21 protein-coding genes are annotated in these 23,750 nt (G+C 73.2%); 11 read left to right on the top strand and 10 right to left on the bottom strand.

Annotated features, from left to right (window positions below; genetic code table 11):
- Window positions 1-57: 57 nt before the first annotated feature.
- The 6 genes from C7S10_RS10415 to C7S10_RS10390 form a co-directional block, all read right to left on the bottom strand.
- Window positions 58-600: a DUF6636 domain-containing protein gene (locus C7S10_RS10415; RefSeq protein WP_108344356.1), complete on the bottom strand. Its 543-nt coding sequence runs from the start codon at window positions 598-600 to the stop codon at window positions 58-60.
- A gap of 89 nt (window positions 601-689) precedes the next feature.
- On the bottom strand, window positions 690-935 hold the full coding sequence (locus tag C7S10_RS10410) for a hypothetical protein (RefSeq protein ID WP_108344355.1): 246 nt from the start codon (window positions 933-935) through the stop codon (window positions 690-692).
- Between the two features lie 111 nt (window positions 936-1,046).
- Window positions 1,047-1,283 carry a hypothetical protein gene (locus C7S10_RS10405; protein WP_108344354.1) on the bottom strand — a complete coding sequence of 79 codons (237 nt, stop codon included), beginning with the start codon at window positions 1,281-1,283 and terminating at the stop codon, window positions 1,047-1,049.
- Between the two features lie 24 nt (window positions 1,284-1,307).
- On the bottom strand, window positions 1,308-2,768 hold the full coding sequence (locus tag C7S10_RS10400; RefSeq protein ID WP_108344353.1) for an MFS transporter: 1,461 nt from the start codon (window positions 2,766-2,768) through the stop codon (window positions 1,308-1,310).
- Window positions 2,769-2,887: 119 nt separating this feature from the next.
- A complete protein-coding gene (locus C7S10_RS10395; RefSeq protein ID WP_108344352.1) occupies window positions 2,888-4,126 on the bottom strand; it encodes a fatty acid desaturase family protein in 1,239 nt (412 codons plus the stop codon).
- A 33-nt stretch (window positions 4,127-4,159) separates the two neighbouring features.
- Entirely contained in the window at window positions 4,160-5,290 is a 1,131-nt protein-coding gene (locus C7S10_RS10390; RefSeq protein WP_108344351.1) for a ferredoxin reductase, read from the bottom strand.
- Window positions 5,291-5,394: 104 nt separating this feature from the next.
- On the opposite strand from C7S10_RS10390, the gene C7S10_RS10385 reads away from it, so the two are divergent.
- The 3 genes from C7S10_RS10385 (at window position 5,395) to C7S10_RS10375 (ending at window position 8,844) form a co-directional block, all read left to right on the top strand.
- Window positions 5,395-6,591 carry an RsbRD N-terminal domain-containing protein gene (locus tag C7S10_RS10385; RefSeq protein ID WP_108344350.1) on the top strand — a complete coding sequence of 399 codons (1,197 nt, stop codon included), beginning with the start codon at window positions 5,395-5,397 and terminating at the stop codon, window positions 6,589-6,591.
- Window positions 6,592-6,679: 88 nt separating this feature from the next.
- A complete protein-coding gene (locus C7S10_RS22535) occupies window positions 6,680-7,804 on the top strand; it encodes a hypothetical protein (protein ID WP_108344349.1) in 1,125 nt (374 codons plus the stop codon).
- 110 nt (window positions 7,805-7,914) lie between these two features.
- Window positions 7,915-8,844 (top strand): hypothetical protein, encoded by a 930-nt coding sequence (locus C7S10_RS10375; RefSeq protein WP_133176483.1) that lies wholly within the window; start codon window positions 7,915-7,917, stop codon window positions 8,842-8,844.
- Between the two features lie 114 nt (window positions 8,845-8,958).
- On the opposite strand, the gene C7S10_RS10370 is transcribed toward C7S10_RS10375, so the two are convergent.
- Window positions 8,959-10,428 carry an amidohydrolase gene (locus C7S10_RS10370; protein ID WP_108344347.1) on the bottom strand — a complete coding sequence of 490 codons (1,470 nt, stop codon included), beginning with the start codon at window positions 10,426-10,428 and terminating at the stop codon, window positions 8,959-8,961.
- A 140-nt stretch (window positions 10,429-10,568) separates the two neighbouring features.
- Here C7S10_RS10370 and C7S10_RS10365 point away from each other — a divergent pair, with 140 nt between their 5' ends.
- From C7S10_RS10365 to C7S10_RS10355, 3 genes are read left to right on the top strand one after another with little or no spacing between them, the layout of a single operon-like run.
- Window positions 10,569-10,817, top strand: coding sequence for a BatC protein (locus tag C7S10_RS10365; RefSeq protein ID WP_108344346.1), 249 nt, complete (start codon window positions 10,569-10,571; stop codon window positions 10,815-10,817).
- Complete coding sequence (locus C7S10_RS10360) at window positions 10,817-12,025, top strand: cupin domain-containing protein (RefSeq protein WP_108344345.1); 1,209 nt, start codon at window positions 10,817-10,819, stop codon at window positions 12,023-12,025. Before C7S10_RS10365 ends, C7S10_RS10360 begins: the two co-directional genes overlap by 1 nt.
- On the top strand, window positions 12,022-12,903 hold the full coding sequence (locus C7S10_RS10355; RefSeq protein WP_108344344.1) for a sucrase ferredoxin: 882 nt from the start codon (window positions 12,022-12,024) through the stop codon (window positions 12,901-12,903). The genes C7S10_RS10360 and C7S10_RS10355 overlap by 4 nt, the downstream gene beginning before the upstream one ends.
- A gap of 82 nt (window positions 12,904-12,985) precedes the next feature.
- Here C7S10_RS10355 and C7S10_RS10350 read toward each other — a convergent pair whose 3' ends face one another.
- Complete coding sequence (locus tag C7S10_RS10350) at window positions 12,986-14,869, bottom strand: penicillin-binding transpeptidase domain-containing protein (RefSeq protein WP_108344390.1); 1,884 nt, start codon at window positions 14,867-14,869, stop codon at window positions 12,986-12,988.
- A gap of 42 nt (window positions 14,870-14,911) precedes the next feature.
- Between C7S10_RS10350 and C7S10_RS10345 the strand changes: the two genes are divergently transcribed.
- From C7S10_RS10345 to C7S10_RS10335, 3 genes are all read left to right on the top strand, one after another.
- On the top strand, window positions 14,912-15,562 hold the full coding sequence (locus C7S10_RS10345) for a hypothetical protein (protein WP_108344343.1): 651 nt from the start codon (window positions 14,912-14,914) through the stop codon (window positions 15,560-15,562).
- Complete coding sequence (locus C7S10_RS10340; protein ID WP_108344342.1) at window positions 15,562-17,127, top strand: glycosyltransferase family 61 protein; 1,566 nt, start codon at window positions 15,562-15,564, stop codon at window positions 17,125-17,127. Before C7S10_RS10345 ends, C7S10_RS10340 begins: the two co-directional genes overlap by 1 nt.
- Before the next feature lie 145 nt (window positions 17,128-17,272).
- Window positions 17,273-17,470 (top strand): hypothetical protein, encoded by a 198-nt coding sequence (locus C7S10_RS10335; protein ID WP_108344341.1) that lies wholly within the window; start codon window positions 17,273-17,275, stop codon window positions 17,468-17,470.
- A gap of 19 nt (window positions 17,471-17,489) precedes the next feature.
- On the opposite strand, the gene C7S10_RS22530 is transcribed toward C7S10_RS10335, so the two are convergent.
- On the bottom strand, window positions 17,490-18,953 hold the full coding sequence (locus C7S10_RS22530) for a serine/threonine-protein kinase (RefSeq protein ID WP_108344340.1): 1,464 nt from the start codon (window positions 18,951-18,953) through the stop codon (window positions 17,490-17,492).
- Between the two features lie 20 nt (window positions 18,954-18,973).
- Here C7S10_RS22530 and C7S10_RS10325 point away from each other — a divergent pair, with 20 nt between their 5' ends.
- Together C7S10_RS10325 and C7S10_RS10320 are read left to right on the top strand one after the other, a co-directional pair.
- Window positions 18,974-19,519, top strand: a complete 546-nt coding sequence (locus tag C7S10_RS10325; RefSeq protein ID WP_108344339.1) for an RNA polymerase sigma factor — start codon at window positions 18,974-18,976, stop codon at window positions 19,517-19,519.
- Window positions 19,520-19,605: 86 nt separating this feature from the next.
- Window positions 19,606-21,015, top strand: a complete 1,410-nt coding sequence (locus tag C7S10_RS10320) for a M1 family metallopeptidase (protein ID WP_165807110.1) — start codon at window positions 19,606-19,608, stop codon at window positions 21,013-21,015.
- Here C7S10_RS10320 and C7S10_RS10315 read toward each other — a convergent pair.
- Window positions 21,012-23,735, bottom strand: coding sequence for a helix-turn-helix transcriptional regulator (locus C7S10_RS10315; RefSeq protein ID WP_108344337.1), 2,724 nt, complete (start codon window positions 23,733-23,735; stop codon window positions 21,012-21,014). The two genes, C7S10_RS10320 and C7S10_RS10315, sit on opposite strands and share 4 nt — an antisense overlap.
- Between the last annotated feature and the right edge of the window lie 15 nt (window positions 23,736-23,750).

Below are 23,750 nucleotides of genomic sequence, written 5' to 3'. Positions count from 1 at the left end.
TGGGCGCAATGGGCGTGCCCACGAACACAGCACCGGCCGTCGCCGTACGAACGCCGTTCAGAACAGCTCGTAGCTCGCTCGCGAGATCCGGAACCCGTGCCCCGTCTCGGTGTCCCAACAGACGACTGCCTCCTCGGTGCTCTTGCACGCACCGATGTCGACGCGTGTGGTGCTGCCATAGGCCAAGGTCACGGGGTCGGCGGTGAAGGGCGTGTCCCCACGACAGATTCCTCGACCGCCCGAGGTGTCGTCGATGTAGAACTGGTTGTCGGCCCAGTCCAGGTCGCAGTCGTCGGGGAGCGAGTCGTAGTCGTTCTCGTCGACGGCGCACACGACGCCGTAGTCCAGCGAGCAGCGGATGTTGCCGCTCGGCGAGACGATCTGCCCCTCGTGCACCACCGGTCCGTCGATGACAGGCACCGGGTCGGCCGAGGACGAGCTGGCGGTGGGCTCGGGCTCCGGCTCGACGGTCTGGGTCTCGGTCACCGTGACGGTCGGGTCGCCGGCCTCCACGTTCGCCCCGTCGTCAGCGGAGCAGCCGCTCACCATCAGCACGAGGGCGGCGCACGCCATCACGCTGCGCCACGCCCCGGTCTGCATGCAGAGATGCTCGAAGCGCCGGGCTCGGCTGTCAAGGACTGCTCGGCAGTGAGCACCGGCCGGCGCGAGCGCCGTACACCCCGATCCGGTCAGGACGCCTCGGGCTCGGCCTCGCGCGGCGCGTGCGCGCGCTGTAGGAGCGTGACGTCGCGGAAGCGCGGCTCGCTCCCGGCGAAGACGTACATCCGGCCCTGGTGCCGCTCGACGGCGAGCAGCGGTGCGGGAAGATCATCGGCGGGCGCTCGCGGCGCCACGACGCGCGGCGCCAGGAGCCGCTCGAGCTGACGGAGCCGGTCGGTCATGTTGCCCGGTTCCACGGTGTTGCGCTTGGTCATCCTTCACCCCTGTCGACGCCCCGAGCTTGACTCCCGAGCTGACTCCCCATGTCTGGGAGAAGCCTCACCCGGATGGAGGAGCCGAGCATCGCCAAGGTTGGGGATAGGGATTCAGGACGCGGCGATCGAGCCGCCGCTGACGCGCCGCAGCACGCCCTCCGCCAGGCCGACGGCGAGGGCCTTCTCGAACCGCCCGTCGTCCCAGAACCGCGCCCCGACCAGGGTCTGCAGGTCCTCGATCGACGACGTCCCGACCGTGCGGAGGGCGCGCGCGAGCTGGTCCACCTCGTGCCTGGTCTGCGGGTCGCTGCGCCCGTCGGTCGTCGGGTTGGGCGGGGGCATGGGCATGACGGATCTCCTTCTCAGGCGGGCTCAGGCAGTGGCGGGCTCGGCGTCCTCGGCGGTGAGCGGCTTGGCGATGCTCTCCAGCGACTGCCCCTCGGCCTTGACGCCGAGGAAGATCTCGACGACACCGCCCACGATCATCAGGGCCGCACCGATGAAGTAGCCCACGGCGATGCCGGTGATGTCCTTGGCGTCGGTGGCGTTCTCGATCAGCTTGCCGAAGAGCAGCGGGCCGCTGATGCCGCCGGCCGCCGTGCCGATCGCGTAGAAGAAGGCGATGCACAGCGCACGGGTCTCCATCGGGAAGACCTCCGAGGCCGTCAGGTAGGCCGCGCTGGCGCCCGCGGAGGCGAAGAAGAAGATCACCGCGCCGAAGATCGTCAGCGTCACCGCCGTGAGGTCGCCGAGCATGAAGCCCGCGACCGCGAGCAGCACGCCGGAGAGGATGTAGGTCCCGGCGATCATCCGCACCCGCCCCCACGAGTCGAAGAGCGGGCTGAGCAGCAGGGCGCCGGCGAAGTTGGAGGCGGCGAAGACCGCGATGTACCACCCCGTCTGCTCCACGTCGAGGAAGGTCGACAGGGAGTCGCCGTACGTGAAGAAGAACGCGTTGTAGAGGAACGCCTGCCCGATGAACAGGGTCAGGCAGAGCACCGACCGCTTGGGATACATCGTGAACACGGTCTTCGCGATCAGCGGGATGCTGATCGTCTTGCGCTGCCGGATGGTGATGGCGTCGTCGTCGGCCTCGGGCAGGTCACCGACGTCGCCCTCGACGCGGCCCTCGATGTCGCGGACGATCTCCTCGCCCTCGTCCTCGCGGCCGTGGATGAACAGCCAGCGCGGGCTCTCGGGCACGTTGCGGCGTACGATGAGGATGCCGACCGCCAGGATGGCGCCCAGGCCGAAGGCCAGCCGCCAGCCCCACTCGGCGCTGACGATCGTCGGGTCGAGCAGCGGGATCGTCAGCAGCGCGCCGCCGGCCGCCCCGATCCAGAACGAGCCGTTGATGGCGACGTCGACGCGACCGCGGTACTTCTTCGGGATCAGCTCGTCGATCGCGGAGTTGATGGCGGCGTACTCCCCACCGATGCCGGCGCCGGTGAGGAACCGCGCCGCGAAGTACCACCAGATCGTCATCGAGAACGCGGTCGCGACGGTGGCGATCGTGTAGACGGCGAGCGTGATCAGGAAGAGCTTCTTGCGACCGAGTCGGTCGGTGAGCTGGCCGAAGAACAGCGCACCGATGCACGCCCCCGCGACGTAGATCGCGCCGGCCATGCCGACGTCGCCGCTCGTCATGCCCAGGCCGGTCTTCGGGTCCTTGAGCGCGTCGGACATGGAGCCGACGATCGTCACCTCGAGGCCGTCGAGGATCCAGACGGTCCCCAGCCCGACGACCACCAGCCAGTGGAACCTCGACCACGGCAGCCGGTCGAGCCGCGCCGGTATGTCGGTGGTGATCGTCCCGGTCTCGACGCCGCTCATGGTCCACCTCCTGCGCCGGGTCCGTCCCCGCGCCACCGATCGACGCTAGGAGGCGGCAACGGCCCCGGCCACCCCCGATGGGGTGGGCGGGGCCGTGCACGACGGACGGGTCCGTCAGGTCAGGCGGCGACCTTCTCGGCCTCGACGCGGCGGGCCATCTGGGTCAGGCGGGCCTGGGCGGCGCGACGGACCTTCGGGCCCTTGGTCGACATGGCGTAGAGGACCTTGAGCTGGCTCGGCAGGTTCTTGCGGTTGGTCGTGGCCAGCCAGCCGTTGGGCAGCGAGAGCCGGACGACCTTGTGCCACGCGGAGTAGACCTGCGGCACGAACGGGCGCGCGCAGTAGTTCAAGTCGTACTTGTCGAAGAGCGCCTTCACCTTCGGGGCGATCTCGGCGTAGCGGTTGGACGGCAGGTCGGGGAACAGGTGGTGCTCGATCTGGTGCGACAGGTTGCCGCTCATCAGGTGCATGGCCTTCGAGCCGGAGATGTTGGCCGAGCCGAGCATCTGGCGGACGTACCAGTCGCCCTTGGTCTCGCCGTCGATCGAGCGCTTCTCGAAGGTCTCGACGCCCTCGGGGAAGTGGCCGCACAGGATGATCGAGTTGGACCACAGGTTGCGCACGATGTTGGCGGTGAAGTTGGCCGCCAGGGTGGGCAGGAACGAGCCCGTCGGGATCGACAGCACCGGGTGGGCGACGTAGTCCTTGGTCACCTGCTTGCGGATCTTGCCGAGCACCTTCTTGGCGCTGGCCCGGAACACCGGGTCCTTGGTCTGCTTCTTCTTGATGACGGCGCCGAGGTCGAGGTCGTACGCCGCGATGCCGTACTCGAAGAACACGGCGTTGATGAAGCACCAGACCGGCTGGCCCAGGTGGAACGGCGTCCAGCGCTGCTCCTCGTCCACGCGCATGATGCCGTAGCCGAGGTCGTTGTCCTTGCCGATGACGTTGGTGTAGGTGTGGTGCAGCTCGTTGTGGCTGTGCTTCCACTGCTCCGACGGCGAGGCCATGTCCCACTCCCAGGTGCTGGAGTGGATCTTGGGGTCGCGCATCCAGTCCCACTGGCCGTGGAGGATGTTGTGGCCGATCTCCATGTTGTCGAGGATCTTCGCGACGCTCAGGCCGGCGGTGCCGATCAGCCAGGCGGGCGGGAAGGCGCTGAAGAGCAGCACCGCGCGCGAGCCGAGCTCGAGCTTGCGCTGGCGGTCGATGAGCTTGCGGATGTACGCCGCGTCGGCGGCGCCGCGCGTGTCGAGCACCTCCTGCCGGATCGCGTCGAGCTCGATGCCGATCTGCTCGATGTCGGCCTCGGTGAGGTGCGCGATCGGGCTGGTGTCCTGCTTCTGGATCGTGGTCATGTGAGTCTCCTGGCGGGGGTCGGAGTCAGTCGGTCAGTGGTCGAGGTGGCAGGGGCCGGCGGCGGCGTTGATGCAGGTCTGCACCTTGATGGCGCCGGACTCACCGGGGATGGCGGTGGTGACCTGGCCGTTGCGCAGGTCGCGCACCGAGCCCTCCTTCAGCGGGAGGACGCAGCCCATGCAGATGCCCATCCGGCAGCCGCTGGGCATCAGGACGCCAGCCTCCTCGGCCGCGTCGAGGATCGGGGTGGCGCCGTCGAGCTCGAGGGTGGTGCCGTTGGTGAAGGCGACGGTGCCGCCGTCACCGGGTGCGATGCGGGCGGTCCGGAACTGCTCGGTGACCAGCTCGAGGCCGGCCTCGTCGTGGTGCGCGCCGAGCGCGTCGAGCAGTCCGGCCGGGCCGCACGCGAGGGTACGGCGCTGGGCGAGGTCGGGCACGAGGTCGGCCAGGTCGGCGACGTCGAGCACGCCGTGCTGGTCGTCGTAGCGCGCGACGAGCCGGATGGCGCCCGCGGCGTCGAGGGCCTGCAGGTCGCGCAGGAAGATCGAGTCGGGCTCGCTGGGGGCGACGTGCACGACCACGATGTCGAGGTCCTTGCTCCGGTCGAGCCGCAGCACGCCGCGGTCGGTGCTCGGGAACAGGTTGCGCAGCATGCCGATCACCGGGGTGATGCCGGAGCCGGCGGTGACGAACAGCAGGCGGTCGTGGTCGGACGCGAGGATGAACTCGCCGGCGGCCTGCTCGAGGTGGACCAGCGTGCCGGGCACCGACTGGTGCACGAGGTGGTTGCTGACGACGCCGTCGGGCACGGCCTTGACCGTGATCGAGATGCGGCCGTCGGCGCGCGGGCCGTGGGTCAGGGAGTAAGCACGCCACTGGCGGACGCCGTCGACGTCGACGCCGATGCGGAGGTATTGCCCCGGCTGGTGGCCGGCCCAGTCGGCGCCGGGGCGGATCACGATGGTCGCGGCGTCGGGGGTCTCGGGGATGACCTGCTCGATCCGGCCGCGCAGGTCGGCGCCGGCGCGCAGGGGGGCGAAGAGGTCGAAGACGTCGGCGGGCACGAGCGGCGTCGTCACGGTCTCGGCCAGGCGGCTCAGCCGGTGGCCGAGGCGCCGACCCAGCGGGCCGTTGCCGTTGCCGGCGATCAGTGCGGTGCTCATGCTCTCCAGAGTGCCCGTCGCGGCGCCGAAGTTCCTGCCCCCTGCACGTGAATCGTGACCTACACTCTTGTTCACATCGAACAACAATCGATGATCGGAGTCTCATGACACCTCGCGTTGTGCGCGCCGCCACACAAGCATCGCCGCTCGACCAGCGGACCGTCGTCGACCTCGACGACGAGGTCGTCGAGGTGCTGCGCGGCCACCTCGCCGTCGTGGCCGAGCGGGCGGTGTCGTCGATCATCGAGGAGGTGCCGAGCTACGCGGGCGCCCTGAGCGGGCCGATGGGGGCGACCATCCGCAACGCGGTGCAGCTCGCGCTCGGCGGCTTCCTGACGCTCGCCGGCCGCGGCAGCGAGCGGCCCCCGATGGCCCCGGCCCTGGAGGGCGCCTACCAGCTCGGTCGCGGCGAGGCGCGCAGCGGCCGGACGATGGAGGCGCTGCTGGCGGCGTACCGCATCGGGGCCCGCGTCTCCTGGCGCGACCTCTCCCGCACCGCCGTCGAGGCCGGCATCGACGCCGCGCAGCTCTCGAGCTTCGCCGAGCTGGTCTTCGCCTACATCGACGAGCTCTCCGCCGCGAGCGCCGCCGGGCACACCGACGAGCTCGAGAGCACCGGCCGGCTCCGCCAGCGCAACCTCGAACGCCTCGCCCGGGCTCTGATCACCGGAGCTGCCGCGGACGCGGTGGTCGCCGCCGCCGAGCGGGCCGCGTGGGAGCCGCCGCGCGAGCTGATCGCGGTGCTGCTGCCCGAGTCGCAGGCGGCCCACGCCTCCACGCTGATCGACGCCCACACGCTGCAGCCGGTCGAGGACCTGCCGGGCGTCCCGGAGGGCCGCGCCCTGCTGCTGGTGCCCTCGACCGGATCCGCGTCCGCGCGCACCCGCCTGCTCCGGGCGCTGCGCGGCACCAGCGCGGTGGTCGGGCCGTCGGTGCCGTGGCTGGAGGTGGTGCGCTCCCACCAGCGCGCCGTGCGGGCCGTCGCGCTCGGTGAGGATGGCCTGGTCGACGCGGACGCGCACCTCGCGGCGCTCGTCCTGGCGGCCGACCCCGACACCCGCGCCGACCTGCGCGAGCGGGTGCTCGCACCCCTGGCCGACCAACGGCCCTCGACGGTCGAGAAGCTGACCGAGACCCTCCGGTCGTGGGTGCTCCACCAGGGACGCCGTGACGCCGTCGCCGCCGAGCTCTTCGTGCACCCCCAGACCGTGCGCTACCGCGTCCAGCAGCTGCGCGACCTGTACGGCGACCGGCTGGAGGACCCCCAGTTCGTGCTGGAGGCGACGCTGGCCCTGGCCTGAGCGGACGTCGTGAGGATCCTCGGTGCGGGCCGACCGTTCTCATGACGTTCCGCCTCGTCGGCGGGCGGAGCGTGGCAGGATTTCGACCGTGCGTGTCGTGCGGTCGTTGGTCCTGCTGCTGCTCGCGGCGACCCTGCCGGTGCTGGTGCCCGTTGCCGCCCACGCCGCCGCCGAGGGCGAGTTCATCAACCTCAACGGCGACATCTACCGGATAGCCGGGGGCGCACCCGTCTACCTGAGCGCCTTCGGGGCGGTCACCGACTACTCGGGTTCCCCACGCCCGGTGTCCCAGCCGGAGTTCGACTCCCTTCGCCCCTATCCCGCCGACGGCACCATCACCCGCGACGGTGACAACGCGCCGACCAACCAGCACTACCGCTGGGCCGGTGGCGCCCCGATCGTGATCACCAGCTGGGCCAACATCGGGGGCGAGCAGCCCGCCATCCGCCTGGACCCTCGCGCGGTCAGCGAGGCCGGCACCGGCCGCTGGGCGAGGCTGCGCCAGCAACCGCTCGACGGCACCCAGATCGCCGGCGGCCTGCCGGGCGACCCCGAGCACGGCACGGTCTACGTCGTGGCCGGCGGTGCGCCCATCTACATCTCCAACTTCGACGCCGTCGGCGGCGCGCGCAACCCGACGGTCGTCGACCTGGTCGCGATCCGGAACGCGGGCAACGGCCAGGCGCCGTACTCCCACCTGCGGTTCCGCCCGCCCGACGGCACGGTGCTCAACGACGGCACCACCTGCTACACGGTGAGCGGCGGCGCCCCGATCGTGACCGGACCCGGCACCTGCGGCACGCGCATCGACAAGGCCGCGGTCACCAACGCCGGGCAGCCCGGCAAGTGGTCGCACCTCAACGCTCCCCCGCCGCCGCCACCCCCGCCACCGGCTCCTGTCCCGGTGCCGGTCCCGGCACCCGTGCCCCCGCCGCCGGCCCCGCCGGCGCTCGTGCGCACCGTGGACGTCACGCCCGTGACGAAGAAGTCGAAGCTGCGCATCGACGTCGGACCGGACTCCGCGACGAGCGACTACGAGGTGTACGTCCAGCGCTGGCAGCGCCGGAAGTGGCGCACGCTCGTCGTGGTGATGACCTCGGGGCCACGCGACGTGAAGGTGATGAACCTCAGGCGCGGCCGCTACCGCGCCCTGCTCCTCGCCGCGCCCGACGCGCCCCAGGTGGTCAGCCGGGGCGTGCGGCTGCGGAGGTAGGCCCGGCCTGCGCCCCTTGGGTGTGGACATCGTGTCGCTGGGTGGCAGCAAGTCCACAGCCAACGGTCGTACGTCGTATCAGCCCACCACCCACCAGGGTCCTCACCTGTGTGAACACACGCAGCGGGGTGAGCCACCAGGAGCTCCTGTCCACCTACCGGTTCGTCCGGCTCGCCATGCCCGGGCTGGCGTTGCTGCTCGCGCTGTCCGTCGGCATCCAGGTCTTCTCGCCGCAGCCCGACTGCTGGCTCGGCTCGATCAGCGCCTACTACTACACGCCCGCGCGGGCCGTCTTCGTCGCCAGCCTGTGCGCGATCGGCACCTGCCTGTTCGTCTACCGCGGCACCACGCTGCGCGAGGACGCGATCCTCAACCTCTCGGGCGTCCTGGCCTTCTTCGTCGCGTTCATCCCGACGCCGCTGGCCGACGCCACGACCGGCGCCGGGACACTGTGCGGCCGGAGCAACGTGCCCTCGGACGTCCAGCTCCAGGCCGCGCTCGACAACAACATCGTCTCGGGCCTGGTGGCGCTGGTGGCGGTGGCGATCGCCTACTGGGTCTTCGGCGGGTTCCTCCGCGAGGGCCGGGGCCGCCCGGCGGCCGGCTCCGTGGTCGCTGCCTTCGTCGTGGCGGCCGTCCCGGTCGCGCTGTACGTCGCCCGGCCCGAGAGGTTCGAGCAGCTCGGTCACTACGTCGCGGCCATCGGGCTCTTCTGCGGGGTGATCGCGATGATCGTGATGCACGCCTGGCCCGAGCGGTTCGCGGGTCGTACCTCCGACGGCGAGAAGCCCCACACCGAGGAGAAGTTCCAGCGGATCTACGCCTGCGTGATCGTGGTGATGGCGCTGATCCTGGCCGCGAGCCTGGTGATGAAGCTCGTGCTCCACCTCGACAACGCGCTGTTCCTGCTCGAGTCGGGCCTGATCGCCGCGTTCACCTTCTTCTGGTCGGTCCAGACGTGGGAAAACTGGGGCGTCGAGAACGCGGAGGCCGCGGCGACGGCTGCCGCGACTCCCGCGCCCGAGGACGCTCGCCGCTGACGGCGCGGCGTTCCGTCGGACGTCCGCCGGGACGTCCGACACGTTGGCTCCCCCGGCGACCGTTCCGTCGGACGTCCCGCGCGACGTCCGACGAGGCGGCGACAACGTCATTGATCAGTCGGCGCTGAAGACCCGCTCCCCCGCGACCCAGGTGCCGCGGACGTGGTCGGCCATCGATCGGAGCCGGCGCGCGTGGGCGGCGTCGGAGTCGCCGGCCAACGGGTCGGTGTCGAGGAGCACGAGGTCGGCGGGGTGGCCGACGGCGACGGTGCCCCGGCCGTCGGTGGACGCGGCGAGCGCCTCGCGGGCGGTGATCGCCTGCTGCGGGTGCCACGGGTCGTCGCCGTCGAGGGCCCGGTGCACGGCGGCCGCCACCGCCAGCCACGGGTCGAGCGGCGAGACGGGTGCGTCCGAGCCGAGCACCACGTCGACCCCGTCGTCGAGCATCCAGCGCAGCGGGAAGCAGCGCTCGGCCCGCCCGGGCCAGAGCCGCTCGGTGACCTCTCGGTCGTCGAGGAGGTGCGCCGGCTGCACGCTCGCGCGGACGCCGAGGCCGGCCATGCGTCGTACGTCGTCGCGCGTCGTCAGCTGCACGTGCTCGATCCCGCCGCGGGCGCCGGTGTCGGCGAAGGCGGCCAGCGCCTCGGTCACGGCCCGGTCGCCGATGGCGTGGACGGCGACGTCGAGCCCGTGCTCGGCGGCGCGGGCCAACAGGGCGCGCAGCTCCTCAGGCGTTTGGTTGGGCTGGCCGAAGGGGTAGCCGTGGACGGCCTTCTCGGCGTACGGCTCGCAGCACCAGGCCGTGCGGGTGTTGAGCGACCCGTCGCTGATGATCTTGAGAGGGCCCATGGTGAGTCTCGGGTCGCTCCCGAGCGGGTCGCCGCTGCGCAGGCCGCGGGCGAGGACGTCATCCAGCCCATCGGCGTACGACGCCATGTGGACCCGCAGCAGGTCGGCCCCCTCGCCCCAGCGCTCGAGCCACTCGGGCACGCCGCCGCTGAACTCGAAGTCGACGAGCCCGACGACCCCCTGCGCCGCGGCGGCCTCCATCGTGCGGCGGTAGGCGTCGGGACCGGTGCCGTCGGTGCCGAGGACCGTGGTGAGGCGGCCGTAGGCCTGGAACCACTCGGCCTCGGACACCACGCCCTCGCGGGTCGGGAGGGCGAGCATCTGGAGCGCACGGGTGTTGAGCCAGCCGTGGTGGCCGTCGCCGCAGATCAGCACGATCGGTTGGTCGGTCGCGATCGCGTCGAGGTCGGAGACGACGGGCGCGTCGTCCCACGCGGTCGAGCGGTGGCCCCAGCCGATGACGGGCAGGTCGGGCCACTCCTGGAGGCGCTCGCGGACGAGCTCGACGGCGTGGGCGCTCGACCTCGCAGGGGCGAGATCGAGGCGGGCCGAGGACAGCGACCACTGGCCGAGGTGGACGTGCTGGTCCCAGAGACCGGGCATCAACCAGCCGGCCGGCTCGGGGGCAGCGGAGGGCTCGACCGCCGTCACCATGCCGTCGGTGACGCTGACGTCCACCGGGCCCGACGGCGCGGGATCGGTGAGGCCCACGAGCCGGACTCCTTCGATGCGCATGGGCCCACGGTAAGGGCGGCCGACCGGCACCCCGAAGGGGGTGTGCGCATCACCGCGGCCGGGCTATACAGGGGACTGACGACGCCGACCGGCGCCGCTCCACCGGACCTCCCGGGGTCCTGAGAGCAACGGAGGACGAGATGAGTCAGTCCGAGACCGAAGGTCCCGCAGACGGCGGTGCCGAGGGCACGCCCGGCGTGCAGGACGGTGGCGCCGACGGCGGTGCCGAGGGTCCCGCAGACGGCGGTGCCGAGGGCACGCCCGGCGTGCAGGACGGTGGCGCCGACGGCGGTGCGGAAGGCCCCGCAGACGGCGGAGCCGAGGGCACGCCCGGAGTGCAGGACGGCGGAGCCGACGGCGGCGCCGACAGTGGTGCCAGCGGCTCCTGATGCCACACCCGCTCCATGAGGGCAGGCCCGGGGGCGACCCCGGGCCTGCCCTCGCGCGCGTCGTCGGCGACGTCGACGACTTCGCCGCCCGCACCTGGGGCCGCGAGCCCCTGCTGCGCAAGGCCGCCGACGGGGCGGGCTTCGCCGACCTGCTCGACGAGCGGGCCGTCGACGAGCTCCTCTCCGAGCGCGGGCTGCGCACCCCGTTCCTCCGCGTCGCCAAGGGTGGATCGACCCTCGGCAACGGTGCCTTCACCGCCCCCGGCGGGACCGGCGCCGGCATCGCCGACCAGGTGAGCGACGACAAGCTGAGCGCCCTGTTCGCCGGCGGATCCACCCTCGTGCTCCAGGCGCTGCACCGCGTGTGGCCGCCGATCATCGACTTCTGCCAGCAGCTCGCCGCCGACCTCGGCCACCCCGTGCAGGCCAACGCCTACGTCACGCCCCCGCAGAACCAGGGCTTCGACGACCACTACGACGTGCACGACGTCTTCGTGCTCCAGGTCGCCGGGCAGAAGTTGTGGTCGATCCACGCGCCCGTCCACCCGCTGCCGCTGCGCGACCAGCCGTGGACCGACCGGCGCGACGCCGTACGCCGCATGGCCGACGAGGCCCCGGTCATCGAGACCGTCCTCGAGCCGGGCGACGTGCTCTACCTGCCCCGCGGCTACCTCCACTCGGCCACCGCCCTCGGCGGCGTGACCGTGCACCTGACCATCGGCATCCACGCCTGGACGCGCTACGCCGTCGCCGAGGAGCTCGCCGCCCTGGCCCTCGAGCGGCTCGCCGACGACGAGGAGGCGCGGGCGTCGCTGGCGCTCGGCACCACGCTGGCGGGCGACGAGCTCGACGCGTCCGCGATGGTGGCGCGCCTGCGGGACGCCCTCGATGCCGTCGACCCGTCCGACGTCGCCGACCGGCTGCGGGCCCGGCGACGCGGAGCGCAACGAGCAGCGCCGCTCGGCCCGCTCGCGCAGCACGCCCTCGCCGCCTCGCTCGACGACGCCACGACCGTCCGGCTGCGCGACCACCTCGACGCCTCGCTCGACGGCGACGTGCTGCACTCCCGCGCCGGCCGCACCCCGGTCGGGACGATCTCGGGCGACGTCCTCAAGCGGTTGCTGGCGGGTGACGTGCTCACCGCGGGCGACCTGGGCCTCGACGCGACCCGGACCCTGGTCGAGGCGGGACTGGTCGTCGCGGGATGACGTTCCGCTGCTCCGACGGGGCCGCCGAGCGGGACGACCCTCGCCTCGGCACGGCCCCACCCCAGCGCGACTGGCTGCTCGTCGAGCACCCGGGCCCGTGGCCGGTCACCGCGCCCTTCGGGGCGGACCTGCCCACCTCGCTGCTGCGCGAGCTGGGGCACCCGGAGCTGCGGACCCTGTTCGTGCGGGCCCACGGCCGCGCCGGGTCGCGTACGGCGCTCGCCGGGCCGCGCCGCTGGTTCCGCAGCCACGACGGCGAGCTGCGCAGCGGCACGTGGGAGCGGGCCGACGACCTGCTCGTGACGCTGGAGCCGGACCCGGGGACGCCGCATCCAGACCCCGTCATCCTGGTCTGCACCCACGGCCTGCACGACGTGTGCTGCGCGGTGAAGGGGCGCCCCGTCGCCGCCGCGCTCGCCGAGCGCTGGCCCGACACCACCCTCGAGTGCAGCCACCTCGGCGGCGACCGGTTCGCCCCCAACGTGATGCTGCTGCCCGACCTCGCCTGCTACGCCGGGATGCCGCCCGAGCTGGCGGTGCCGGTCGTCGAGGAGCACCTGGCCGGCCGGTCCGACCCCGCCTGGCTGCGCGGCGTGGCCGGCCGCCACCCGGCCGAGCAGGTCGCCCTCGGGTCGGTGCTCGAGCAGTGGGGCCCTGCCGGGGTCGGCGACCTCTCCACCCGCCTCGTCGACCAGGCCGGCGACTTCGCGGCCGGCACCTGGACGGTCGAGGTGTCGGGCGCCGCCCCGCTGCCGGACCGGGTGCGCGTCGTCGTCTCCAGCGAGCGGCGTACGGACGCCCACCGGCTCACCTGCCGCGCGACCCGCGACACCGCCGCGCTGGCGTGGGCGGTCGTGTCCGTCTCCGCCGCCGGGTAACGCCAGGCAACGTGCACTCCCGCCATCACCGGTGGTGGCGGGAGCGCACGTGTCGTGGCGTTACCGGGGAGGAGGGGGCCGGCTACGACAGGAAGCGCGAGAGGATCGGCCCCGCGGTGACCGAGCCCGACTGGCCGGTCTCGACGAAGACCGCGACGGCGAGGTCGCCCTGGGTGGCGATCATCCAGGTGTGGGTGGGCAGGACACCGGAGGCGTCGGGCGAGCCGTACTCCGCCGTGCCGGTCTTGGCCCCGACCTCGCCCGGCAGGCCGGCCAGGAACCGCCCGGAGCCGTCGGTCACGACCGCCCGCATCAGGCCCTTCAGCGCGGTCGCCTCCCCGGCGGTGAGCGGTGCGGTCGGCGGCGTCTGGGTGGTCTCGACGTCGGGCAGCAGCACGGGGAGCACGGCGCGGCCGGCCGACACCGACGCGGCGACGGTCGCCATGGCCATCGGGGAGGCGAGCACCTTGCCCTGACCGATCAGGTCCGCCGCCGCCTCCGTCTGCGTCTCGGGCGGCGGCACCTGGCCGAAGTAGGCCGGGAAACCGAGGTCGTGGTCGACGCCGAGCCCGAGGGCGGCCGCCGCATCGGCGAGGGCGCCGTCGTCGATCCGGTCGCGCGAGGAGATGAAGGCGGTGTTGCACGAGTTGGCGACCGCCTGGCGCAGCGTGATGGTGCCGATGCCCGAGGCGGGATAGTCGTCGTAGTTCTTGAAGGACTTGCCGTCCACCACCGTCGTCGCGTCGCACTGCACCGGGTCGTCGGGCTGCATGCCGGAGCGGAGCAGGGCCAGCGAGGTCACGACCTTGAACGTCGAGCCCGGGGCGTACTGCCCGAAGGTCGCGGTGTTCAGTCCCGTGCTCCCCGGCCCGCTCGCCGCAGCCAGGATCGCGCCGGTCGACGGCTTGATGGCGACGATCGCGCTGGGCGGTCCGACCTCGGCGAGCGCCTGCTCCGCCTTGGTCTGCAGGTCGATGTCGAGCGTGGTCCGCAACGCCTCGCCCGGGACGGCGGGCACGTCGTGGACCGTGCGGTCGTTGTCGGCGCCGGCCGCGAGGACGCTCAGGCCCGGTGTGCCGGACAGCTGGTCGTCGTACCTCGCCTGCAGCCCCGACAGGCCGACGACGTCGCCCGCCTCGATCGCGCCGTCCGACTCCTCGACGATCTCCGCGGTGGCGTCGCCGACGCTGCCGAGGATGGCCGCCGCGAAGCCGCGCGACGGCGCGAGGTCCTGCTGGCCGGCGAGCGAGACCGCGCCGGGGATGTCGGCGTAGGAGGCGGGGACCTGCGAGGTCGCGTCGTCGGCGCGCAGCACGATGGCCTCGACGAAGGCCTTCTCGCCGGCCGCCTCGGCCTCCTTGGCGTACGCCGCTGCGTCGATGTCCAGCGCCTTCGCGATCGCCGTCGCGGAGGTCGTGACGGCGCCGGCGGCCACCTCCTCGGCGGTCAGCTTCGTCTTGTCGAGCCCGAGCCGCACCACGTCGCGCGGCGCGACGATCGCCCGGTCACCCGCGCCGGTGATCTGCCCCCGCTCGGCGGGCGTGCGGGTCAGGGTGAGGTGCTCGCCCTCGACGAGCGACGGCTCGACGATGGCGGGCGTCCACGCGGCCTGCCAGCTGTCGTCGACGCGGGTGAGGTCCACCTCCGTGTCGTAGCTCCACTCGTTCCCGTCGAGGTCCCAGGTCCAGGTGAGGGGAGCGGTCGCGGTGTCGTCGGTGACCTCGGCGTCCCCGGCCGACACCGTCGGGCTGGTCTCGCCGAGGCCCTCGACCACGGCGGCGTACTGCTCCGACGCGTCATCGGCGTCGAACGCGACCGCCGCCAGGTCGCCCGAGGCGAGGCCCGAGGCCAGGTCGTCGAGCGTCGACTCCGGGCCCTCCCCGCCGTCCAGCAGCGAGCAGCCGGCGAGCGCCGGGAGGCCCATCAGTGCGGTCGCGAGGGAGAGGACGGCCAGCCGAGAACGCATGCGTGCACGGTAGTCGGCGACCCGCACCGATAGATTGACCCCATGGGTTGGCGGGGGCTCGGCGCGGTCGCGGCGTTGCTGGCGGCGAGCGTCGTCGTCGGCTTCGCGCTCGCGGCCGCCCTGCAGTCGTCCCCGGTCACCACCGGAGCGCCCGAGCCCGTGGTGGCCGTCAACCCCCGGTTCCCGGTCGACCCGCCCACCCAGCTGCGCGACGACCCGCCGCAGCCGGCGCTGGGCCGCAACCTGCCGCTGCGCGAGGTCGCGGTCGGCACCGACAACTACAAGTTCGTCTTCCTCGCCCCGCGCGGCTGGAGCCGGCTGGAGACCTCGTCCAACGAGGTGAAGTACAAGAAGGCGCAGAACCCCAGCAACACCTACATCCTGCGTGTCGAGCAGGTCGTCAGCCAGCACGAGCAGATCCCCGACATCCTCGCCTCGCGCATCGTCGACCTCCGCCGCGACGAGGAGCAGGTCAAGGTCATCCGCCGCACCTACGACACGCTCGAGTTCAGCTACGTCCACGACGGCTACCGGCGCTTCAGCATCATCACCTGGCTCGACGTCACCCGCTCCGGCCAGGCCGAGGCCGAGATCGCGGTGACCGGCCGCGAGGTCGACGTCCCCGGCATGCGCGACCTGATCGACGACGTGATCTTCGGGCGCGCCGACGCCCGCGGCATCCACGCCCCCTGATGGCTGCCACCGGTCTCGTCTCGGCGTGGCGGCGGCGCCGCCGGGAGCGGGCGCTCACCGACGTCCTCGCGTCCTGCCCCGCGCCGTACGTCCTGCTGGACCGGCCGGGCGCGGTGCGCGACCTCGATGCGGCCCCCGGCCCCGGCACGGTGGTCGACCCGACGGGCGAGGAACCGGCGGCTGTGCTGAAGCGGTTCGTCCGCGCCTTCTGGCACGTCCGCGAGGGCGGTCGCTACGTCGTGCAGGCCGGCTCGGACGACGACGCGAGGTCCGTGCACGCAGCACTCCTGCTGCTGGCCGGGGGCGAGCAGCCCGACCTGCTGCGCGTACGTCGCCGGCTGCGCCGTGAGCTCGCGCGCGCGACCGGCTCCGTGGAGCTCGAGGGATCGCTGGTCGTCGTCGAGAAGACCGGACCCAGCCTGCTCAAGCTCGAGGAGGACCAGACCGGCCTCCTGCCACTGCGCACCGGGACCCGCGTCGAGGTGCTCGAGCACCGCGACGCGGCCGACTTCACGCCCGGGCGCTCCGTCACCAACCACGGGCCCAACCCGACCGCGCCGCTGACGAGCATGACCGTCCCCGCGACCGAGGTCCGCCGCTACACCGGTGACCTCACCCTGCACGAGGGGATGGTGGTCACCGCCGGCGAGACAGTCCTGCCCGAGAGCTTCAAGTGGTTCGAGCACCGCCCGCTGGAGAACTCCAAGCTCCGCGACATCACCCCGCGCTTCGCCCGGCTCAAGGACACTCCGTCGCCGGACCTCGCGCGGCTGCCGGGCAGCTACTACCTCTTCGAGTACAAGAACTCCGGCCACTACGGCCACCTGCTCACCGAGGGCGTGGCCAAGCTCTGGGGCTGGGAGCGGGCGAAGGAGGCAGACCCGAGCGTCCGCCTCGCGATCCGCCGGCACCGGCGCGACCGCGGGCGCGACATCGTCCGTCCGGACGTGGCCGTCCTCGCGGCGTACGGCGTGGGGCCGGACGACGTCGTCTGGCTCGAGGAGTCCGTGCGGGTCGACACGCTGGTCACCGCGACACCGCAGCTGCACAACAAGGAGCCGTTCTCGATCGACCCGCGCATCGTCGAGGTCTGGGACCGGCTGCTCGCCGGGCTGCTCGCCGACGCGCCTGCCGCCGGTGAGCGGCAGCGGATGTTCGTCACCCGCCGCTCCGGGCACCGGTTGTGCCACAACTGGCGCGACGTCGAGCGGGTCTTCACCGACGCCGGCTTCGTGGTCGCCGAGCCCGCGCGCCACACCCTGCCCGAGCAGGCGCGCCTCTTCAGCGACGCCGCCGCGGTGGCCGGGTTCGGCGGCACCGGGCTCTTCAACCTCGTCTTCGCGGCGCAGGCACCACCCGTCGTCGTGCTCAACCACGCGGGCTACGACGCCCGCAACGAGGAGCTGATCACCGCCGCGCGCGGGAGCGACCTGCACACCTTCTGGAGCGAGCCCGACCACCCCCAGCCGGAGGGCGGCTTCGACTACCGCTCGTTCCAGTCGTCGTGGACCTTCGACCTCGAGCAGCACGGCGACGCGCTGCGCGCGCTGCTGGCGCGGCTCTAGGCAGAGGACGGTCGCCCAGCGCCGTACACGTGTAGGAGTCGTGGCCCCGGAACGGGTCTGTCGAGGGCCACAACCCGGACACGTGTGCTCGCCCGCCGACCGGACTACTCTCGGAGGAGATTCGGACGATCGAGGGGGAACCACCATGCCGCAGATCTTCTGGGCCGTCGTGGCCGTGCTGTTCGGGGCCGCCCTCGTCGGCGCCTATCTCCTCCTGGTGGTCAGCGACGTCCGCGGGACCCGCGGGGATCCGCAGGACGCCGACGGGCAGCGCAGCCTGGACGCGCACGAGCAGCGCGACGGCCAGCGGCGGGTCAACCGGGGCGCGGGCAACTGGATGTAGCTGCACCCAGGGCGGAGGCTCAGGCGGAGGCGCCGACCCCGGCCACCTTGACCTCGTCGAGGACGCGCAGTGCGGTGCCCCGGTCGCGGGCGCGGACCTGCACCCACAGGATGCGGTCGGCGGTCACCTGCACGACCCGCTCGAAGGTGAACCCGTCGTCGTCGCAGCCGGTGAACTCGACCGTCATGTAGGCGTCGCCGTTGCGGCGGTCGCGGTCCACCGGGCGCGGCGGGTCGCACTCGGGGTGCTGGGGGACGGTGGTGGGCAGGCTCTCGCCCTGCAGCAGCCCGACGAAGACACCCTCGCCCGGGTCGTCGTTGGTGTTCCACCCCTCGCCGCTGCCGGCCGACAGCGAGGCCTGGTCGACCTCGGCGCCGGGCGGCACCCACCGCTCGGTGTCGACCGCGCGCGTCCATCCCTCCGGCACCGTGACCGAGATGGTGCCGGACGTGTCCTCGATGGTGCGCTCGGTGTTGAGCACCTCGTGGCCGACGTAGCCGCCCAGCAGGCCGACCACCACCGCGGCGGCCCCCACGCCGACCAGGCGCCGACGCGACGCCCGCGACGCGACCGGCTGGTCGGACAGCTCGGTGAACAACTCGCCCTGCGGGGCGGGCTGGGTCAGCTCGGGATCGACCGGCAGCCAGGTCGGCGGCTCGTCGGTGGCCCGGCCGGCCAGCGACTCGGTGAGCGCCGCGACGAAGGCCGGCACGTCGGCGTACCTCTCGTCGCGGTCCTTCGCCAGCCCGCGCGCGATGACGGCCTCGGTCGCGTCCGGCAGGCCGTTGCCGAGCGGGGGTGGCGGCTCGGGGTCGGCGGCGGACCTCAGCGAGGCGTGGTTGTACGGCGCCCGCCCGGCCAGCAGCAGGTAGGCCAGCGCGGCGAGGGAGAACTGGTCGGCGCGGGCGTCCAGCGGCTCGCCCTGCGCCTGCTCGGGCGAGACGAACGACGGCGTGCCGCCGATCATCGTCAGCCGCGAGGACATGTCCATCGCCTTGCCCAGCCCGAGGTCGCCGAGCATCGCGCTGACCTGCGGCTCCCCGTCGAGCTCGACGGTGCGGAACAGCACGTTGGCGGGCTTCACGTCACGGTGCAGGACGCCGCGCTGGTGGAGGGCGTGCAGCCCCGCACCGACCTGGCCGACGACGTGCAGGGCCTGCGAGACGCTCAGCGCGTCGAGCTCGAGCCGGTCGGCGAGGGTGCCCTGGTCGGCGTACGACATGACGAGGAAGGGGCGCGAGTCGGGCAGCTCGCCGGCGTCCCAGACCGCGACCACGTGGGGCGACTCGACCTTGCGGAGGAAGCGGCCCTCCTCGATGAAGCGCTGCCGCGCGTGCAGGTCCTCGGTCCAGTTGTCGGCCAGCACCTTGATCGCGACGGGCGAGTCGAGCTGCTCGTCGTAGGCGAGCCAGACGGTCGCGAAGGCACCCGATCCGATGCGGCGGCGCACAGGGTAGCGACCGAGCCGAGAGGGTGCAGACACAACTGCATTATGTTGCAGGCGTGACTCCAGATGACATCGATGACCTGGCGCGGCGCGCCCGCGATGGCGATCGCGATGCCCTGGAGGACCTGCTGGCGGCCGTCCGGCCGCGTGCGCTCAACGTCTGCCGGGGGGTGCTGCCCTTCTCCGGCGACTCCGAGGACGCCTGCCAGGACGCGCTGCTCAACATCGCCACCAAGATCGGTTCCTGGAACGGCAAGGGCCGCTTCACCACGTGGATGCACGTCGTCGCGCTCAACAGCGCCCGCACGACCTACCGCAAGCTGAAGACCCAGGCCGTGCCCACCGACTTCGAGGGCGGCCACCACGACCGCCCCGACCCGCGCACCACGTCGGTCATCGCCGGCACCCGCCTCGACCTGCTCGAGGCGATGGAGACCATCGAGCACGACCACCCGCAGTACGTCGAGCCGTTGCTGCTCCGCGACGTCTACGGCATGGCCTACGAGGACATCGCCCAGCTCATCGGGGTGCCGCTCGGCACCGTGAAGGCGCAGATCCACCACGGCCGCAAGCTCGCCCGCCCCCTGCTCCGGGGCGAGTGATGGTGCTCGCCCGGCGGGTGTGCGCCCTTGTCGCCACGGGGGTCCTTCTCGCCGGGTGCTCGCAGGAGTCGCAGGAGCGCCCCGACGTGGCCGCGCCCGTCGACGCCGGGGCCACCGCCGCGGCCGCCCGGACCGGCGAGCCGACGGTCTCCGACCGCACCGACCCCGACCTCGCGCTGGCCGAGAGCACGCCCGTCGAGGACTCCGTCTATCCCGCCGTGGGCGGGCCCGACGTCGACGCGCTGCTCTACGACCTCGACCTCGCCTGGGACCCGAGCGCCCGCCGGCTCACCGCCACCGCGACGATCACGTTCCGCGCGGCGCGCGACGCGTCGACGTTCACGCTCGACCTCGCGGGTCCGCTGAAGGTCTCCGACCTGACCCTCGACGGCACGGCGGCGGCGTACGCCCATCGCGGCAAGGACCTCGTGGTCCGCGAGCCGATCGTCACCGACGACCGACACGAGCTCGTCGTCACCTACTCCGGCAAGCCCCGGCCCGTCCCGGCGCCGACGACGCGCGGCGACTTCTCGACCCTCGGCTTCACCGTCACCGACCGCGGCGAGGTGTGGACGATGCAGGAGCCGTACGGCGCCTACAGCTGGTATCCCGTCAACGACCAGCCGGCCGACAAGGCGCTCTACGACATCTCGGTCACCGCCCCGGACCCGTGGACCGGCATCGCCAACGGGCGTCTCGTCGCCGACGCCTCCGAGGACGGACAGCGCACGACCGAGTTCCAGCTCGACGAGCCCGCGTCGTCCTACCTCGTGACGCTGGCGATCGGCGACTACGAGCACGCGTCCAACACCTCGAAGAGCGGGGTGGTGCTCGACTACTGGTATCCCCGCGGCCAGCCGATGGTGCTGAGCGACATGGCCGTCGGCAACGACGCGATCGACTGGATCGAGGCGCGGCTCGGGCCCTACCCGTTCAGCTCCGCGGGCATCCTCGCGACCGACTCGATGTCGGCGATGGAGACCCAGACGATGGTCACGATCGGCAACAACGACTACGTGCGCTCGCCCGCGGTCATCGCCCACGAGCTCGTCCACCAGTGGTACGGCGACCAGGTCTCGCCCGCCGACTGGCGCGACGTCTGGCTCAACGAGGGCATGACGATGCTGATGCAGGCCCTGTGGGAGGACGACCACGACGAAGGTCCGATCACCCGGACGATCAGGGAGTGGCGCGCGATCGACCAGGACCTGCGCGACCAGTACGGACCTCCCGGCGCCTACGACAAGGCGCAGTTCGGCGGCTCCAACATCTACTACTCGCCCGGGCTGATGTGGAACGAGCTGCGCCTCGAGCTCGGCGACGACGAGTTCTTCCGGATCGCCCGCTCGTGGCTGGCCTCCCGCGACAACACCTCCGCCACCCGCGAGGACATCTACGCCCACTGGGAGAAGGAGACCGGCCGCGAGCTGTCGGCGTTCTTCGACGCCTGGATCACCGGCGAGACCACCCCCGCGCCCGGCGTCCCCGCGGCCTAGCCGGTCGTGACCGCGACGGCCAGCTCCTCGCGCGAGCGGATCCCGAGCTTCGTGTAGACCTTGCGGAGGTGGTACTCCACCGTCTTCGGCGACACGAAGAGCGCCGCGGCCGCCTCCCGGGTGGTCCGGCCGTCGGCGAGCAGCAGCGCCACCTGGAGCTCCTGCGGCGTCAGCGACTCGACGCCGTCGACGGCGCGGCGCGGCACCCGCTCGCCGGTCAGGTCGAGCTCGCTCGCGGCCCGCTCGGTCCACACCCGGGCGCCGAGCAGGGTGAAGTCCTCGAGCGCCCGCCGCAGGTGCACCCGGGCGTCGACCCGCCGTCCGGCGCGGCGCAGGCGCTCGCCGTACGCCAACGACGTGCGGGCGGTCTCGAACCGATCGACGGTCTGCGCGTGCAGCGACAGCGCCGCCGCGAACGGGCCGTCGAAGTCGTCGGGCGCGACCAGGCCCAGGCAGCGCTGGGCCCGTGCCCGCGCCCAGGGCTGGCCCTTGGCGTCGGCGGCCTCGGCGTACGCCGCGGCGGTGCGCGTGGCCTCGTCCACCTCGCCGAGCCTCAGCAGCACGTCGACGAGCTCGGCGTGCGGAGCGAGGTCGGCGTCGGCGACCGACAGCGACGTCAGCAGCCGGTCGAGGGCGCGCAGGTGCTCCAGCGCGGCGGCCGCGTGGCCCAGCGACAGCTCGAGGTCGCCGAGCGAGAAGAGCGCCCACGTCTGGCCCCAGTGCAGCTCCCGGTCGGCGCACAGCGCGAGGCACTCGGCGGCGAGGGCCCGGCACTCCTCCTCCCCGCCGCGACGCGACTCCAGCCAGGCCAGGCCCGACAGCGACATCGCCAGCTCGGTGGCCTGGCCGGTGTCGCGCGCCAGCCGGATCGCCTCGGTGTAGTCGGCGGCAGCACGCACCCACCCGTCGGACGTCGCGCCGTCGCGAGCTACCAGGAAGAGCAGTCCGGGCAGGGCCCCGATGCCGGCCCGCGCCCGCGCCTCCTCGACCCGGGCCCGGAGCTCGCGGCCCGTCTCCGCGTCGCGGAGGAAGAGCGGCGCGAACAGCAGCCATGCGACGCCGGTCGCGTCCGACCGGAGCTCGGCGCTCGCCGCGAGGAGGGGTACGGCGGCGCGCAGCTCGGGGATCCCGCCGCGACCGGACATCACCTTGCCCATCCCGGCGGCCACCGTCGCCATCGCCCGCGCCCGGTCCGACGTGGCGGCTCCGGCAGCGAGCGCCAGGTCGTCGGCCAGCCGTCCGGCCGCGGCTCCGTCGGCGAGGAACAGCGTGGCGTGCAGCGCCTGCGCCAGCAGGACGGCCCGGGCGTCCGCCGACCCGGCCGCGGCGGCGGCCCGCTCCAGCATGGCGGCGGCCTCTCGCACCGAGCCGGTGCGCACGGCGATGGCGGCGCGGAGCTCGAGGGTGCGCGTCGCGAGCTCGGCGGCCAGCTCCGCCGACAGTGGCGGCACCTCGTCGAGCAGCGCGAGCGCGCGAGCGCCCAGTCCCGCCGCCCAGGAGTGCTCAGCCGCGTCGACCAGCCGGCGGGCCAGGTCGTCACGGTCGGGGCTCAACCGGGCGGCCCGCTCGGCGGCGCTCGACGCCACGGCGTGGGCCGAGCGCGCGGCGGCCCGGGACGCGGCGCCGAGCAGCATCGAGGCCACGGCCTCGTCGGGCGCCCACAGCGACTCCGAGAGGTGCCACGCCCGGCGGTCGGTGTCGGACTCCGGCAGGGCCCGGGCGACCGCGGCGTGGGCGGCGCGCCGCTCCTCCGGCGGGCTGTCGCGGTGGAGGGCGGCGCGCAGGAGCGGGTGCCGGAAGGTCAGCTCGCCCGAACCGGCGACCACGTCCGCCAGGCCGGCCTCCTGCGCGGCTCCCAGGTCGGCGGCGTCCAGGCCCAGCGCCGTACACACCTCGGCGGTCAGGCGCAGGTCGCCGTTGCAGACCGCCGCGACCAGCAGCGCCGACCGGGCCCTCGGCTCGAGCCGGCGCACACGCCGGGTGAAGGACGTCGCGAGCGCGGAGGAGAGCGGCGGCGGCAGGTCGGCGCCCGTCGGCACCAGGGTCGCCGGGTGCTCGGCCAGCTCGGCCAGTGCCAGCGGGTTGCCGCCGGTCAGCGCGTGCACGTGGGTCAGCTGCTCGTCGCTGACCGGTGCGCCGAGACGGTCGACGAGGGCGCGCGCGGAGGTCCGGTCGAGCCCGGTGAGGACCAGTCCGCCGAGACCGTCCACCAGGTCGTCGGCCTCGCCGGTGCGGGCGGTGGCCAGCACCGCCACCGGGTCGGCGCTGAGCCGACGGGCGGCGAAGACGAGCGCGCCCGCCGAGGAGCGGTCGAGGAGGTGGAGGTCGTCGAAGAGCACCGCGACCGGAGCCTCCTCGGCGAGGCGGCACAGCAGGCTCAGCGTGGCCGCGCCGATGGCGAACCGGTCGGCGGCCGGGCCCTCCTCCATCGCCAGCGCCGTCGCGAGCGCCCGCGCCTGCGGGGGCGCGATCGTGTCGAGCAGCCCCAGCGCGGGACGGAGCACGGTGAGCAGGCCGGCGAAGGGGATCTCGCGCTCGGGCTCGGTCCCGGTCGCCCGCACCACGCGGAAGCCGTCGAGGCGTCCCTCGGCCCAGCGGAGCAGCGAGGTCTTGCCGACGCCCGGCTCCCCGGTGATCGCGAGCGCGCCACTGGCACCGATCCTCGCCCCGGAGACGAGCCGATCGATCACCTGCTGCTCGTGCTCCCGTCCGATCAGCACCCTCGAAGTCTAGGG

The sequence above is a fragment of the Nocardioides currus genome, from assembly GCF_003057875.1.
Lineage (GTDB): Bacteria > Actinomycetota > Actinomycetes > Propionibacteriales > Nocardioidaceae > Nocardioides > Nocardioides currus.
The sequence above is the reverse complement of the archived record's forward strand: the minus strand, read 5'-3'. Positions and strand labels throughout refer to the sequence as shown.